Source organism: Gillisia sp. JM1 (genome assembly GCF_000424645.1).
Taxonomy (GTDB): domain Bacteria; phylum Bacteroidota; class Bacteroidia; order Flavobacteriales; family Flavobacteriaceae; genus Gillisia.
This window is the reverse complement of sequence record NZ_KE384218.1, coordinates 1,362,780-1,380,075: the sequence shown is the minus strand read 5'-3', so window position 1 is coordinate 1,380,075 and position 17,296 is coordinate 1,362,780. Positions and strand designations below refer to the sequence as shown.

The window sequence follows — 17,296 nt, the reverse complement described above, 5'->3', positions numbered from 1 at the left end:
GTTTTCGGTTCTCAGTTTTCAGTTGTCAGTTGTCAGTTGTCAGTTTTATGTTTTTTATCCCAAATAACACAATATTACTTCATCACAGGGTCTCTTCATCACCATTTCTCAACTTCACCAAGTCCCATTTTCCCCAAGTCCCCTCGTCTCCCTTCACCCAGTAACCCAGTCACTTCATCACAGCGTCACTTCATCACAGCGTCACAGACTCCAATTCCCTTGCACGTTTCAACTTTCTCAAACGCAAAATATTATTATACTTCTTTTCTGCCAGATAATAATAAATTACAAAAAACAGGAAGTACATAACCATAGTTTTCTGTCGCATAATGATTCCTAAATTTGACATTACAAAGGTCATTGCTAGTGATGTTGTAAAGAATATGACTAAACTCATTTTTACCATTGCAGGTGATTTTATAATGAATTTAATAAAGTCTTTTTTCCAAATTTTAAAGAATAACAATAAATATAAAAGATTTTCAACAGATGTGATAAGTCCTAAAATATTCGGAGCGTCTACAAATAACGGTCTAAACCAAAAGGTAAAAAGTTTGAGTGGTATGGGATACGAATTCATATCTACCCCGGAGCCAGCGGAACTTAAATCTTCAGCATTCTTCTCGGCCGCGGCTTCAAAATCTTCAATTAAGTTCTCTGAATTCTGCAAATTCATAACCCCTAAAATTTTATCTTGGAGTAAAACCAAAGCACCTATCATAACCACAAAAACCATAAGCTTCTGCCAAAAAGGGATCTTCTCCTTACCACTCATATATCCCAATATTGCACCCACTGCAACAAACATGAAAACATGAGGCCTGATATAAAAAATTATTATAGAACCTAATAATAGTAGATAAATTCTAGATTTAGGGTTTACAATAGCATAAGTAAACATCATTAAACCTAAAAAAATAGCACTCCCTTTACCTAATGAAGCAGTCCAAAAATGCATATTTGGAAAAAATAAAATAAGTGTTAAAAGATCAACTCTTTTGAATACTGTAATTTTAATCGGAATCTTTTCCCGTATAAAGAGATAAGCATAAATAAAACCTAAATATCCAAACCATGAGAAAGTAAGCATGATCATTTCATAGTTAAATCCAATTTTATATAATGGAAAGGATAAAAAATTAATAAAGGCAGTATCAGTACCAAATAATTCAAACCATGAACCTTCAAAATTAGATATTTGAATAAAATAATTCTTGGAGTCAGATGCGTTATTATAAGCATACCATAAATAGATCCCAAAAAAAACCAAATGGTAGAGATATAATAAATTCATCTTTTTCTTATCAAAAAAAGCATGCCTCTTCTGAAAGACAGAATAAAATATTTGATTCAGCCCAAAAAATAAAATGATTAAAAATAGTACTCCCAGCATTTTAAAATAATTCTAGATCCCCTAAAGAATAACTCCAATTATTAATTTCCTTAAACTGCATTATTTCCTCTTTATTCAAATTAAGGTGTTTCAGAGTTAATATCGGACCGATATTCGAATTTATTAAGTTTCCTTTTAAATCCAATAATTCTGGAGAATAGGAGATAACCTGAGCTCCAAATTTTTTAGATAAGGATTTAACTATTTTGATGATTTCTGATTTCGAGTTTTCATTACAGATACACTCTGAAATTCTGAGCTCTTTTAATCCTTTTCTTATTTTTATATATGCAGCTAAATAAACTCTGTCATTAGCAAATACTTCATACTGTTGCAGAGGGTTATTCTCATATCTCCAAAATAGGAATTCAGCCGATTTAGGAGTGAATAGGGTTTTGCTACTCCCATATTCTTTATTCCATTCGACACATAAGTGTTCGACTTTTCCTCTACTACAATTAAGTTTTATTGAATAATCAATAGTGTTGTCTCCAAACTTCCAAAATGAATTATAAGCAGGTCTCAAAGCAACCTTTAATTTGTTTACCGACTCCCATCCCATTTTTAAATATCCCGGTCTACTCTGGTCATTCGGAGTATTAAATATAAAATTATCTCCGTTTTCTTTTGCAACTTCGACAGCTTTAAGAGTTAATTTCTTGAAAATACCCTTCCCTTGATGGTCAGGATGTGTTGCCGTATCAACGGCTCTAAAAGTATTATAAATTTTATCTTCTAATTTCCATTCCCATCTCATAAAAGCTCTAACTCCAACAATATTATTATCTTCCTCAGCTACAAAAACTAATGATTTACCAAAAGGATTTTCAACATGTTTAAAATTCCAAATAGACTCAGAAAGAGGGAGATCCTGTTCACCTAAACTCAATTTAAGAACCTCTACAATTTCTGGTGTATCTTCTTCAGAAGCTTCTCTAATTATCATGGTTAAGTTATTTCGTTGATTCGTTAATTGGGGATTCGTTAAATTGTGACGTTGTGATGCTGTGATGTTGAAAAGTTGCGATGCTGTAACGCAGTGACGCTGTAATGTTGTGGTTATCTTTTTTTGTCAATTTGTTACTTCATCACTTAGTTACTTTTTCACTTCGTTACTGGGTCACTTCATTACTGCGTTACTTCTTCACTTTGTCACTCATTCACTTTTTCACTCTTTCACTTCATTACCCCGTTACTCCTTCACTTCTGCACTTTGTTACTCTTTCACTCTTTTTTACTCTTCACTCTTTCACTTTATTCAAAACTTCTAAATAACATTCTTCCAACTTCTCTACCATATTTTCAAGGCTGAATTCAGATTCCACTCTCAGTCTGGCTGCTTCCTGTAAATTTACCCTTTCTTTAGCATTATTGATGAGTTTCAAAGCGGCATTCGACAGTTCTTCAACATTGCCAACCTCACAAAGGATTCCATCTTCGTTTTCTCGAATTACTTCCATTACACCTCCTGCTTTAGTGGAAACAATAGCACAGTTCATGCTCATTGCTTCTAATAACGCAATAGGTAAACCTTCGAATGCTGAGCTCATCATAAAAATATCCATTACAGAGAAATAGGAAACGGTATCGGTTTGCAGACCTGGAAGAAAAACCTTTTCTTCTAAGTCTAAATCCTTGACAAGTTTTTTAACTTCCTCTTCTAAGGGTCCAGCTCCAACCAAAACACCAAAAACATTCTCTGCCTTATCGCTTATAATTTTAAAGGCATGCAACCAGTCTGGAAGGCTTTTTTGTTCCCTAAAAACAGCAATATTACCAATTACTATAGCATCATAAGAAATATTAAATTTATCTCTTAAAATATTGCCCTTAGCAATATTTCTCTTAAATTTTTGGATATTTACGCCATTGAGTAAGGTTTGAACGGCAATAAAAGGCTTAATGTTTTCTTTAATTGATCTTGTTACATCCTCTGAAACACCTAGAGCTAAGCTTTGCTTATTAAAACTCAATTTGTTGAGCCTTTTTGTAAGAAAATGATAACGTTCTTGAATGTTATGCTCTGTATAAACAACAGGGATCTTAGTTTTTGAATAAACTATTCTCCCTAAAAATCCCGACCAAGGCAAATGACAATGTATTACATCAATTGCATACTTTTTACAATAATTAATTACTTCAGGGTGCTTTTGTAACAATTTAAAATTATTGCTGGATGAAAGACATGTCACATGACCTCCTTCATTTTCTATAACATCAACCATTTGATTCTTCCACGGCAGAAAATAGATATAATGAAACTCAAACTTCTCCTTATCATGAAGTTTAAGTGTTTCAGGCAGTAATGTCTCAGCTCCTCCACGACCCAATGATTTTATTATATGAAGAATTTTAATTTTTTTCATCTATTAATTTTAAATTCACTTATGTAGAGCATCATATTTCCCTATTTTTCCAATTATACCATCTTTGGTTCCTAAGACTAATAAAGAAAATTTTTTTATTTTTTGTCTCTCCTTGAAAATAATTGAAAAGATCAGTCCAGAATATGTCTTCAAAAGAAAAATTCTACCTTTATTATTAAATGGAAAAATTTTTGTTCGATAATAAATCGTATTTCTTACTGTATAATAATAATACCATGAAGGTTTTTTAGACTTATTTATATGTCCATGAATAACATGAGCCATTTCAGATCTATGAGGGATAACACTAAATTTCCTTATCATTCTATTTTGCAGATACTCTGTGTCTTCCTTCCAGTAAAAAAATTCTTTTATTGGAAGTCCCACTTTTTTCACTAAAGAGTGTGCAAGTAATACTCCCCACCAGCCAAAAGCAACAACTTTTTTGCCTTCGGTATCAAATACGGTCGGAATAATATAAGGATAGGTTTTTGAACATTCTAATAATTCTTTTAAACAATCTCTATCTGGAAAAATATCATCATCGAGTAACCAAACATAATCGGAATCACTTTCTAAAAAGTTTTCCAAACCATAATAAAATCCACCAGCGGGTCCTAGATTATTATACCTTTTGTAAGACAATTTAGAAGGAAATTTGAGTATAAATTGATTAACAACATCTAAAGTACTTTGTTCAAAATCATTTATCACAACAAAAAGATGATGAATTTTATAGGAAGAATTTTCTAAAAGACTTGTTAGGCATTCCTCTAAAATTTCAGACCTTTTATAAGTAACAACTACTGCAAATACCTTGATATGATTATCCATCACAAAATGGATTCATAAACATTTGAGAATCTTTTAGTTATTTGCGTATTTAGAAATTTTTCAGTTACAAGTTCTTTAGCATTTGTGACTTCAGATAAAATAGTACTGTTTGAGGTTAGTATTTCATCTATCGCTTTCCTAAAATTTTGCTCATCATTCTTTTCAAATATCCAACCAGTTTTATTATTTATAACCACTTCCCCTATGCCCCCAACGTTATAAGATACAACAGGAGTTTCACAGTACATTGACTCTAATATTACGGCAGGTAATCCCTCTATCAGACTTGGCAAAACAAAAGCTTTGGAATTAGATATGATTTCTAAAACATCTGCCCTATATCCTAAAAAATGTACGTTATTTTGAATACCCATTTTAAAAACCAATTCTTTTACAGAATCTTCCAATTCACCTTTCCCTAATAACAGAATTTGAAAAGATGGCTTTTTTTTAATTAGAGGTTCCATTATTCTCATTAATCCTATATGATTTTTTTCTGGCACAAATCCGCCGATATGTGTTATCACAGGACCTATATCAAAAATATCAACAAGATCTATTGGTTTTTTTCCTACTTGTTTTTCTTCAACACCTATTTCTACGGTAGATATTTTATTTGTAGGAAACCCAAATATTTTTATAAAATCTAATTCACATTCCTTACTAACTGAAATAACGTAATCCACTTTTGAGATATAATACTTATTCAATAAATATTTGAATTTCGAAGTAATGAAATCACCCATTTTATTAGCATTCCTGTAGATGATGGGTTGAGACCAGGAAAATATCTTTTTGGAAGAAACAGCAAATTTCAAAGTATCTGCAGCATTAGCTTGTACTATATCTGGTTTAAAATCTTTAATAATCTTATTAAATGCTTTCCAACCTTTAAAATCAAAAAATCTTTGACTAATGGACCTATTTAAATTAATTATTTTTCCTAAAAAAGGTAAATCTGCATCGCCCTGATAAATGCTTACTACAATAACCTGATTGCCCATTCTCTCTAAATGATTAGACAACTGACAAGCAAAAATTTCAGCTCCTCTAAGTTGCGGTTTTTGGATAAGTTGTAATATTCTCAATTTAATTATTATTAATTAATATTTTGAACATTCCGTGCATGCGTTCATGAGCTTGATCAATTCTAAATTTATCATTATATATTTTCAGACTATTTTCACCCATACTTTTTCGTTTCTCTAAGTTCAAAATTAGATTTTTAATTTTCGATGATAAATCTTTAGCATCATCCACTTTAAAAGTAATTGCATTTACGTTGTTTTCAATCACTTCAAGATTATTGGAAATGTCTGAGCATATTATTGGTAATCCCGCTGCTTCAGCTTCTATTAAAGCTCCAGATAATCCCTCAAATCGAGAAGGAAATAAAAAAATATCACTAGCAGCTAATAGTTCATTAACGTCGGATCTGTGACCTAATATTCTTACAGAATCTTGAAGATTAAAATTCTCTATTTTTTTTATTATTGTTGAAGTTAATTGTCCTGGCCTTCCAACCAACAAAAGAAGGAATTTATCATGAAATTCATTCAACTGAACTATTGCTTCAATCAAAACATCTTGCGCTTTTTGAAAATCGTGACGAGCTACATTGATTAAAATAATTTTATCTCCAGCTCCAAATTCATTTCTGATTTGATCAATTTTTTTAAAATTTTGAAGATATTCATTTCTTTTTCTCCCTCTAGTTATAACTGACATTCTTGAGTTACCAATATTTAATTTCTGTTTATAATGATTTGCAACTGAATAACCATTAGCATGGTAATGATCTACACCTTTAATCTGAGTAATAAAATCGAGCAATCTATAAAATTCTAATTTCATTCTATTTATATGCGGATCATTTAATTTAAAATCAGAGTACATTTCAGTGACTAAACTCTCAACATGAATAATATTTTTAGTGTTAAATCGTAAAAATCTTCCTAAAATATTTGCCTCAAAAAGTACTGAATGTAAGATATTAGGTTCAAATTCTAAAACAAGTGATTTTAATTCCTTGAGCTTGGAAAGAAAAGAACTTTCTTGTAATATAATAACTTCTTTAATTCCAAATTCATTAAAATTGAACTCTGGATTTGCTTTCTTCAAACAAACCACTTTAATTTCAACATTATGCTTTTCCTTTAACCAACCATATAAAGACAGGGATGAAAATTCAGAACCACCAGTATATAAGGAATTTATTAATAATAATATTTTCATCTAATAACTATATTATACGACGAAGTAAAAAAACTTTGTATAAATAAAATCATTATTTAATTTTTGTTACGTTTTCTCTTGACTTAACTTGGTTATGGTTTAAAGTCAAATCAAACCAGTATTATTTCTCGGAATAATTATTAATAATTTCATTAAAGCGGTTTATAAAATCAGAACCATATAAGATTCGATGACCTAACTTCTTTAAATGATTTCATAATTGACTAGCAAATATTTCTGTACCTAATTTAAGTTTCTGAATTATTTGAAAAATTTTCGAGAATTATAATTTTTAAGCCTTATATAAAATATTTTTGGTTGTTGGATATTCAATTAATATTCGATTTTAAGGATATCACAAACTCTTTTTAATTCATGAGTCCAAGAGCCTTCTCTGTTAAACCAAGCTTTTGAATTCTCAACTAATTTCGTATGTAATTCCGGATTGTCCATTAGTATTAAAATATTCTTTGCTAAACTTTCGTAATTACCCGCTTCGTATAATAATAAATCGGATCCATCATTAAATATATATGGCAAATCCCCAGCATTTGGTGCAATTACAGCTTTTCCTGCACCCATATATTCCCTAAGTTTTAAAGGTGAATAATGGAATCCTTCGGAAGATCTTGCACTCACCAAAGAGATATGAAAATTAGCAACATATTTAGGAATATCCACAAAAGCTTTTTTACCTGGCATGATAACAGAATGTGATAAATTCTTATAATCAACCAATTTCTTTATTTTATCAAACTCATTACCATCACCAACCAACATTAAAACTGTTTCAGGATATTTTTCATGAAGTATCTCAAAAGCATCTACAATAGTATCTATGGCATGAAAACCTCTAAAGCTACCTGTCCAACCTAAAACTTTTTTTCCTTTTAAATTATACTTTTCTTCAATTTCAGAACCATCTATATCGGGATTAAAAAGAGATCCATCAACTCTATTAGGAGTTACAACTACCTTATCTTCCTGCACTCCCATTTCTAAAACCTTATCCTTAACCTCCTGTGAAACACAACAAACCAGATCTGCACTCTTTAAGGACTTGGCTTCCACATATTTTTCCAGCCATTTTCCCCATAAAGGTCTTTTTACACCCCACTTCTCTGCTTCCCAAACTGCTAGAGCTTCCACAGATATTACAAAAGGGACATTAAGTTTAGTTGCTAATCTTTTCCCTGGTCCAGCAAACAAATCATGCCTTTCCCAAATTAATTTAACATCCTTTTCTATGATTTCTGAACTTTTTTCGATGGGCCAGGTTTTCGGTTTAGATTTCTTCAATTCCCAGTCTTTATAGGCCGTAATAAAAAATTCAGGAAGGAACTTTCTTATTATTTTACCATTAGGATTTGGTAAGGATTTTATATCATTCCCACGAGGAAATAATCTAGATTCCTGCGGGGTAAACATTCCATCGGAAGTTGCAACAATTACATCGCCCCAAAGTTGTTCTGCTGCAGATGCCCAACCAGATGCAGTGATCCAACCAGCTTCATTACCTCTCCATCCATAACTACTTCTAGGAACAATAAATAACCCAATTTTTTTATTCATATCAGTTTTTAACTTTAAATAATTTTAAGGTCTTATAGTAAACCTTAAACCAAATAGGTAAATTAGTTAACGATGAATTTTTAAAAAAAATATCACCATTCTTTTTGTTATTGTAGTATTTGGTTTTTACTCCACCTTTAGTAAAATAATAACCATATTTTCTTGCATTATCTTTATGTAAGGGAGTTAAATTTGATTCAAATAATTGTAATATATCCGCCTTGTCTTTTGGAATATATACTACATTATTTACATATAAACTTTTACCTAAAAGAATTACAGGTTTCCCCCAAAAGCTTGCTTCTAATCCTATGGTGCTATTAAATACTAATACTTTTTCTGCTACATCCACTAAGTTATAAGTATCAATATCATCTTCAGGTTTGACTAAATGAATGTTATCAAATAAATTTTTCAAATTATAAAGAGGATCCAGATAGGGCCGCTTTAATCCCTGTAAATTTGGATGCATTCTAATTATCAACTGACAATCGGTTTTGTTTTTAAAATAGTCGACGATAAACAAAATTCCCGAAGTTTGGTCACTAAAATATGGATTATCATATTCTTTTCCTACAGCAGCGAATTCATCATCTGAGCTATTGAATAAAACAAACGTCCTCTTGTTCTTGTCGAATGAAGCAGGAAGTTTGCCTTTCAATTGTTTTTCTGTAAAACTTTTACTTATAGTAAAGTCACCAGATCTTTTATTATGAAAGAAAGAATCAGCTAAATTTTGCCTCTCTACTACATCTGTTGCACTATTCCAAAATTCTTCTATGATATCATTTTTATTTTTAATCCCATGAGGCAGATTATCACCAAATAATTCCATATAACCCCCTACCCTATAATTTTCAAATACCTCTATATTCAAATTTTTCTCACGAGCTGCTGTTAATGCAGCTCTGTAATAATCCCATCTGCCATTAAATAAAGCTAATTCATCAATATTATATTCATCAATAAACCTCTTAATACTTTCATAAATCAAAATAGAGTTAAAAGTTAACTTCTTGAGAATTGGTTGATCTGTATCAGAAACTAATTCACTATTCCGGGTCTTTGAAATATAGGAAGAAAACACCGCCTCACCAACTTCAAAATCCATATAGCGAAGATCTTTCTTTATAGTAACAATTTCACTTATAAAATCCTTAGCAACTTCTCTATCTTGAACAGTTATAATTTTGTTTAGTGAAAACCTCTTAATATTTCCGTCTATATGTTTTAAGCCTTCATTTTCACGGTATTTACAAATTTCACACATGTATTTTAGCTTAGTTGTGTTAAAACCGCATTCAGAAAATGAACTATTACAATCTACCAAGTAAACCGTGTTCCCCAGATCGATATTTCTTTGAATAAGTTCTAAATTTAAACCTATAAAAAGTGGAGGGAGATGAAATGTTGAAAAAATTAATATGTTCATTAATATATGTTTTAAAATTTAAAGTAGTAAAAATTTAGCCCTCACTTCATTTCTATTTTCTTTTCTAAATGATTTTTGCAGTTAGTAAATAGAGATAATAGGCAGTTTCAAATATTAATCCTTATATAAAAAAAACAATCAATCATAATTAGAACCTAGCTATAAGAAATTTCCAAATTAAAGTAGATGAATAATCAAAGTGAAATCACAACATTTGTTATCAAGAATTTCCGATTATTTATTAATTACTCATCTTTATAGTATAATCATGGAGTTTTAACAGACATTCCTTGTAATTCTGTCATCTGTCTAAAATCACTTGAAGATTTTAATAGTTCCTGAAAACTTCCTATTACACCGATATTTCCATTCTTTAGAAGGACAATTTTATCAGCGTTTTTTATAGTTGCAAGTCGATGAGCAATGATAATAATAGTATACTGGCCTCTTAACTTATCAATATTTGACTTGATCGCGGCTTCAGTCTCCCCATCTAACGCTGAAGTAGCCTCATCCATAAAAAGTAACTCAACATCTTTAAACAATTCCCTTGCAATTGCCAATCTTTGTTTTTGCCCGCCACTTATATTTATACCATTATTACCCAGAAATTCATCTTCTTTTTTAGGAAGAGAATATACAAAATCATAAACGGAGGCTTTTTTAATTGCTTCTTTAAATTTTTCTAAATTCTCAGAAGTTTTTTCTGCCCAAAAAGTAACATTATTAAAAACAGTATCATTAAATATAGGTGCTTCCTGAGAAATGTATCCTATTTTTTTTCTTAAAGAATATAGATTCAATGAAAAGATATCTCTCCCGTCAATCAAAACATCTCCTTGGGAAGGGATAAATAATCCGGCTAAAATATTCATTAAAGTTGTCTTACCAGAGCCACTTTCTCCTATAAGAGCAACTGTTTCATTTTTTTTGATGTCCAAATTTAAATTTTCAATAACCAAATTATCATCGTAACTAAACGTAATATTCTTCAAAGAAATTTTTTCATTAAACCCCTCGAATTCTATATTCCCATTTTGCTCTCTATTTTCTTTTAATTCCAGTGAAAATGACTGTACATTATCCAGAGACCCAGTTACACTTAGAAACAAATTCCATTGCTCTTGTAGTGCCATTAAATAGGTAAGAGCCCGATATAAAAATAATAAGCTTAAAACTATTAAACTTATATTGGAATCAAAATATGTGACCTGTACCATTATTGCCACAACTACCGCCAGAATTGAAATAGGTTCTCTTAGAGCAGTAAGTAAAGAGCTCACAATTCCTAAATCTTTCTGAACATCTTCAATTTCAGAAATATTTGCTTTTAATTTTTCTCCATAAAACCGATTAAGACCTGATGCCTTAAGATATTTATAACTAGATACCTGCTGAATTAACAAACCTTGAAAAGCATGCGTAGCTAAGGTGAATTTTAGTGATAGTTTTTTTGTTTTTTTAAAAAGCCATTTGAAAAGGAAATTACTAATTCCACCTAGAACTAAAACTACTATTGCAAATTTCGCATTTGCCGAGAATGCTAAGACCAAATAAACTAAAACCAACACCCCATATTCAATTGTTTTAAAATATCTGGTATAGCCTAAATTAACTCTTTCTACCTCCCCACTAAAAGTGTTTTGAATTTTCCCTGAATCGGCTTTAACAAAGCTGCTATAGTTATAAGAATTTAATAGGTCTATATTCGTAATACGAATTTCTCTCATAAATAATTGTTGAAAAACAACCCGGGTATATCCTTCGATAAAGACAACAATTCCTTTAAGCACAAAAAATAAAAGGATAATTATTAAAACTGTCTGAATATTAAGAGTTAATCCTAAACCCTCAAGAAACTTGGGGAGAAAACTTAGATTTCCAAGTTCATCACCAGTAGAACTCGATTGGTTAGAATCTGTAATCTTCAATAAGGGAATAAACATGATTAATCCAAAACCATCCAATACTCCCTTAAGAAAACTCAAGGAAAAGGCAACAAAAATCCTGTATCTTAAATATCCGTAGAAATAAAATAAATATTGAAAATTCTTTTTTGCCATTTGTTTTATATTCATATTCAATCTTTTAATTTTAAAAAAATAAATAACTCCTTAACACCTCTTCTATTGAAATTTTGAATCATCAGTATTTCTAATACATCTTTAGCTGTAACATGGGAAATAAATTATTTATCAAGTATATTTTTTTATTTTTTTGGACTAAACAGTCAATATTTAAACACTTAATCACGGTTTTGAAATAATTCAAACTTTGATTTCCTTACTATTTAACCCAGTTAGTTTATCTTTTATTGCCTTATAAATCGATTGAAACTGTAGGTGACTTTCCCCGGAGGGTAATTTAATATCCAAAATATATGTTTGATAGTCCACTGAATCCCCCAATATATTATTTGCATAAAAATAACCAGTACTAACACTGGATGCTATAATTTGAAAGTCTGAATGATTAGCTAATAAATATTCTTCGATGGATTCATCGGAGTTTATTAATTTTATACCTAAGTCTTTAATAAGCGGATTATCATATATATAACTCTCCTTAGGGTGTGGCGCATAAATAATCGCAATATTTTGATTATTAATTTTCAATTTGTACAGAAGCTCATTGAAATCTTCTTTACAAATTAATTTTGCCTCGACCAAATAAGTTCCTATAAAGAGTAATGATTTAGATTTATTCATTATCCTTCTCTGATCTATGTTGAAAATATTTTCGATACGATGAATCTCGTCATGTTGATTTGGTGGCAAGTTGAAAATTGTATAAAAAATCAAACTAATTTTTGGTTGATAAGTAAAAAATATGCGATCTATAAACCTCACTTTATTTTTAAATTTTGATCGATCTTCATAAATCTTTAGAGTTGATGCTCCTTCATCCAAAATGAAAATAGTCTCCCAATAATGGGTAAACACATTGGCTATAAATCTATTCCCATTATATAGAAAGTTTCCAATTACTAACTTACCCTGTTGTGGGTTTTTTAAAAAAATAAACGAAAAATAAATTATATATATAAAAAAATTAATCCATTTTACTATTTTATACTTTGTTTTAAAAAAGGGGATACCAATTACTTTATTAAAAACTTTAGAATTTTTCTTTTTATGTTGTTTAAATAAGGGATATTTATACATGAAAATATTATATTCTTCCTTAAACCCATACTCCTCCATTAATTTTTGAGAAATGCTATTATGCATGTAGCTATTCGTAATAATAAAATAATTATGAACTTTTTCCTTTTCCTTTTCTTTATTCATAAACTAATATAATTTCTAGATAAAAATCAAATGAGTTTTAAAATTTATTTGATTTTTATCTAGTGTTTGTGTATTTAATTATTGATATTTAAAAAAGGTTTAATTTTGTGAAATCTTTTATATTTAGTTATTTTATTTATCGAATCTTTTTAGAATTTTTAGGAATAACAAAATTCAATCTTGTTAATTTAACAGTTAAAAGTGGTAAAAAAAAACCATCATATTGGTATGAATATCCCACTTATAAATTACGGCTTAGAAGATTTTTTGTCTAGCTTTTATTTTTGGCAATTAAAAAATTGGCATATTCAAAATCTTCAATCGTATCAATATCAACAGAATCCTTCCGATTCATAATAAAGGCATAGGTATTATCTGTGTGATAAATACCTTGTTCTATTATTTCCCGCTTGAATATATATATAGCACCATTTGGAAAATAAGAGGGCTTCTCTTCTTGCCTGTTTCTTATAGTCCCTTCAAGTATTGATTCTATTTTTCCTGACTCAGCTATATATTTATGCCAAATGATTGGATGATGTTCCGGGCAATAACCAATTACAGAATCTGCTTTTTTATTTTTATATAAATCTATTGCTTGGTCTATGTGATTTGCTGTTCTAAACGGGCTGGTAGGCTGTAAAATTACAAATTCAGAAATTTCTATATTTTCTTCTTTTTCCAAACGTTCATAAGTATACTTATAAGCATCAATGGCTTTCGCAGTATCGCTAGCTAAATGGCTGGGTCTCATAAAAGGCACCTCCGCACCATATAACCTTCCAACTTTAGCAATTTCCAGATTATCTGTACTAAGAATTACCCTTGTAATATGTTTAGATTTTAAAGCCGCTTCAATTGTGTAAGCGATTAAGGGTTTCCCTCCTAATTCCTTAATATTCTTTCCGGGTACTCCTTTTGAGCCACCTCTTGCCGGTATTATCGCTATCATCTATTTTAAATGTTTTACAAATTCTTTAGCCTGCTTATAATCCGTTGGACTACCAATATCAATCCAGAAACCAACTATTGGATTATGGATCAGTTTACCTCCTTCATTTACAAGTTTCTCCATTAAATCTGTGATATCATAAAACTGATTCTTTGGTATTTTATTAATCAGCGCTCTATTCAAGATATATATTCCTGCATTTGAATGATAAACGTAGGAAGGTTTTTCTTTGAAATTAACTACTTGATAATCGTTGATCTCAAAGACTGCAAATGGCACATCAACTTTATACTCGGTAGAAGCAACTGTCATATCCGCTCCTGTTTTAATAAGTTCCATATACATATCCTCAAAATCTACATTCGTAAATAGATCACTATTCATTAATAAAACATGTTCAGATTTAAATTCTTTAACTAAAGACAATGCTCCAGCAGTGCCTAAAAATTCCTCTTCCCAAATATATTCAATACTAATACCCTTACTACTACCATCTCCAAAATACTCCTCAATTTGCTCGCCTAAATATTTTACTGATATATATATTTTTTTTATTCCAAAAGCTATTAGCCTATCAATATTATACTCAATTATTGGCTTATCACCTAAGGCTAACATTGGCTTTGGAATTGTATCGGTTAATGGACTTAAGCGTTTACCTCTACCCCCGGCCATAATCATACATTCCAAGGGCAGTTGAGCCTTCGTTTTGTCCAGATCTACAATGCGTACTAATTTTTTATCGGCATTTAAAACTGGAAGTATTTTTATATCCCGCTTTCGATAAGCCTGTAAGTCTAAAAACCCCGGCTTTTCATATTCAAAAACAAAATTTTTGTTACAAATAGCTCCGGCTTTTAAATTCAAGTCTGCATGGTTCACTAAAGATCTACGGATATCTCCATCGGTTATTGAACCCAAAATTGATTGGTCGTCATTCACAACAAATAAAATAAGTCTGCTTATATGGCTTATGTACAAAAGGCCATTCAGTTGTTTTAATGCTTCTAAGATTGTTTTGTCCTTATGGATAAGTAAATTTTCCAATTTCATGTTTAAAATTTTATGTCGTAAAAAGACTTCTTTAAATCTTCTGAAGCAGGAATTGATAAAACCTTCATGATTTTTTTTACTGTATCGCCTTTACCATAAAGTTGTTCCTGGTCCTTTATTTTTGCTATAAACGAATCATCAAAACTTTTTTCCAAGGCTTTTATAATATCGCACTTTTTAGGCTTTGTATTTATTACACTCTCGGCCATGACCCTTCCCTTCTGGCGATCTCCAATATTAATTGTTGGAATATTAAAATACGGCACCTCCATTATTCCGCTGGAGGAATTGCCCAAAACTGCATCTACGTTTTGTAAACCAGATAGGTAGCGCAACTGACCAAGACTTTTAAAACTAACCGCTATATTCTTATTTTCACCAACGTATTGCTCAATCATTTGGTTTATAATACGGCCACTTCTATCAGAATTTGCGTGGGTAAAAATAAAGTGAGTGTCTTTAAGCGTTTTCAAAGCCTCCAATATGGCCTGAAACTGTTCCTTTGCAGAATTATTTTCTAAGGTTACAGGATGAAAGGTTATAAGAACATTTTGTTTACCCAGCTTAAAATCGATGGATTCTTCAAATTCTTTTCTGTCTAATAAATCAAGGTTTTTAATGGAATCCAAACCTATTGCACCTACATTAAATACCCTTTCTGGATGCTCCCCTAACTGAATTATTCTCTTTCTATATATTTCTGTAGAAGCAAAATGAAGAAAGCTCATTTTTGTTATAGCATGTCTGATACTTTCATCATAAGCGCCTTCAGTAGTTTCGCCTCCATGTATATGTGCGATAGGTATATTTGCTACCATTGCTGTAGTCGCAGCAGCCAACATTTCGGTACGATCTCCTAAAATGATAACCAAATCCGGAGATAATTCATTTAAAGCATCCGCAAACCCAATCATTGCCAAACCAATAGATTTGGTTATTCCCATGGCTGAATCTGATGAAAGTAAGCATTCTACTTTTTTATCAATTTTATAACCTTTCTTTTCTATTTCATCAACAGTATATCCAAATTCAGGAGAAAGATGCATCGCCGTTACAATAAGTTGTAATTGCATTTCCTGATCATTTTGAATTTCATCAATTAATGGACTCAATAATCCAAATTCAGCCCTTGTTCCAGTAATTATAGCTATTTTTCTCAAATTTCCTTTATTATATCCTCTTCCATATATTCCTTATCCGCTACTTTCCCAATAATTTCATCCCATTTCATTGGGCTTATACCAATTCCTGGTCGTTTAATAGTTAGATTTTCTTCTGAAAATAATTCACCTTTCTTAATGTTTTGAGAAGCAATAATACTTTTTCGGGCAATAGGTTTGTTTTTTGCCTCTGATGGAGAAGGCTCTTTTATTCCGGAACCTGAAATCGCAATTTCTATATTCCGAATAGAGGTGACCATTGCCTTTAATTCTTTCGGCTCTAAAGACGCTTTGTGATCCGGCCCTGGTAAATTCCTGTCTAAAGTGAAATGTTTTTCAATCATTTTCGCTCCTAAAGCCACCGCGGCAATTGGAACTTCAATCCCCAAAGTATGGTCTGAGTAACCAATTTTTGTATTTAGCTGTTTTTGAATGTCTAACATCGCTTTTAAATTGACATCTTCCATTGGGGTAGGATACTCCGTATTGCAATGCAAAATTGTAATATTTTCTTGTTTTGTCCCATTTTCTAATAACACCTTAAAAGCGGCTTTTATTTCATCCATATTTGCCATTCCTGTAGAGAGAATTATTTCAGGAAAAAGTTTAGCCATAGCACGCAAGTAAGGCAAATTGGTGATTTCTCCAGAGGGAATTTTAGCTAATTTTAATCCTAAGGATTTTAAAAAAGTAAGACTTTCCAAATCAAAAGCTGTAGATAAAAATTTTATATTTTTACTCTCACAGTAATGAATCAATTCCAGATGCATTTCTTCTGAAAGCTCTAGCTTTTTTAACATTTCATAATGCGAATCGGAATTCTGAGTGTTTACCTCCTGATAATCGGCTCTTTTTGCCGATCTGGTAACCATCTTATCTGCATTAATAGTCTGAAACTTAACATAATCTACTCCCGCATCTACAGCTGCATCAATTAATTGTTTTGCTGTCTCCAGAGATCCATTATGATTAACCCCAGCTTCAGCTATTATTAAAACTTTTTTCATTG

14 protein-coding genes are annotated in these 17,296 nt (G+C 30.9%); all 14 read right to left on the bottom strand.

The window, feature by feature from the left end; translation table 11 throughout:
* Positions 1–193: 193 nt before the first annotated feature.
* Positions 194–1,294, bottom strand: coding sequence for a hypothetical protein (locus H033_RS0109435; RefSeq protein ID WP_231367585.1), 1,101 nt, complete (start codon positions 1,292–1,294; stop codon positions 194–196).
* A 100-nt stretch (positions 1,295–1,394) separates the two neighbouring features.
* The gene (locus H033_RS20950; RefSeq protein WP_051227855.1) at positions 1,395–2,339 is read right to left on the bottom strand and encodes a GNAT family N-acetyltransferase; all 945 of its coding nucleotides are present in this window, start codon (positions 2,337–2,339) and stop codon (positions 1,395–1,397) included.
* A gap of 295 nt (positions 2,340–2,634) precedes the next feature.
* On the bottom strand, positions 2,635–3,759 hold the full coding sequence (locus H033_RS0109425; RefSeq protein ID WP_026838102.1) for a glycosyltransferase: 1,125 nt from the start codon (positions 3,757–3,759) through the stop codon (positions 2,635–2,637).
* Positions 3,760–3,774: 15 nt separating this feature from the next.
* Entirely contained in the window at positions 3,775–4,593 is an 819-nt protein-coding gene (locus tag H033_RS0109420; RefSeq protein WP_026838101.1) for a glycosyltransferase, read from the bottom strand.
* Positions 4,593–5,681 carry a glycosyltransferase gene (locus H033_RS0109415; RefSeq protein WP_026838100.1) on the bottom strand — a complete coding sequence of 363 codons (1,089 nt, stop codon included), beginning with the start codon at positions 5,679–5,681 and terminating at the stop codon, positions 4,593–4,595. The genes H033_RS0109420 and H033_RS0109415 overlap by 1 nt, the downstream gene beginning before the upstream one ends.
* Before the next feature lies 1 nt (position 5,682).
* Complete coding sequence (locus H033_RS0109410; protein ID WP_026838099.1) at positions 5,683–6,828, bottom strand: glycosyltransferase family 4 protein; 1,146 nt, start codon at positions 6,826–6,828, stop codon at positions 5,683–5,685.
* Positions 6,829–7,161: 333 nt separating this feature from the next.
* Positions 7,162–8,400, bottom strand: a complete 1,239-nt coding sequence (locus H033_RS0109405; RefSeq protein WP_026838098.1) for a glycosyltransferase family 4 protein — start codon at positions 8,398–8,400, stop codon at positions 7,162–7,164.
* A gap of 1 nt (position 8,401) precedes the next feature.
* Positions 8,402–9,832: a hypothetical protein gene (locus H033_RS0109400; RefSeq protein ID WP_026838097.1), complete on the bottom strand. Its 1,431-nt coding sequence runs from the start codon at positions 9,830–9,832 to the stop codon at positions 8,402–8,404.
* A 266-nt stretch (positions 9,833–10,098) separates the two neighbouring features.
* Positions 10,099–11,910, bottom strand: coding sequence for an ABC transporter ATP-binding protein (locus H033_RS0109395; protein ID WP_026838096.1), 1,812 nt, complete (start codon positions 11,908–11,910; stop codon positions 10,099–10,101).
* 189 nt (positions 11,911–12,099) lie between these two features.
* Positions 12,100–13,122 (bottom strand): hypothetical protein, encoded by a 1,023-nt coding sequence (locus tag H033_RS0109390; protein ID WP_026838095.1) that lies wholly within the window; start codon positions 13,120–13,122, stop codon positions 12,100–12,102.
* Between the two features lie 271 nt (positions 13,123–13,393).
* The gene (locus H033_RS0109385; RefSeq protein WP_026838094.1) at positions 13,394–14,074 is read right to left on the bottom strand and encodes a cytidylyltransferase domain-containing protein; all 681 of its coding nucleotides are present in this window, start codon (positions 14,072–14,074) and stop codon (positions 13,394–13,396) included.
* The gene (locus H033_RS0109380; RefSeq protein ID WP_026838093.1) at positions 14,075–15,127 is read right to left on the bottom strand and encodes a nucleotidyltransferase family protein; all 1,053 of its coding nucleotides are present in this window, start codon (positions 15,125–15,127) and stop codon (positions 14,075–14,077) included.
* 2 nt (positions 15,128–15,129) lie between these two features.
* The gene (gene neuC / locus H033_RS0109375) at positions 15,130–16,287 is read right to left on the bottom strand and encodes a UDP-N-acetylglucosamine 2-epimerase (protein ID WP_026838092.1); all 1,158 of its coding nucleotides are present in this window, start codon (positions 16,285–16,287) and stop codon (positions 15,130–15,132) included.
* Positions 16,284–17,294 carry an N-acetylneuraminate synthase gene (gene neuB / locus H033_RS0109370; protein ID WP_026838091.1) on the bottom strand — a complete coding sequence of 337 codons (1,011 nt, stop codon included), beginning with the start codon at positions 17,292–17,294 and terminating at the stop codon, positions 16,284–16,286. The genes neuC and neuB overlap by 4 nt, the downstream gene beginning before the upstream one ends.
* Between the last annotated feature and the right edge of the window lie 2 nt (positions 17,295–17,296).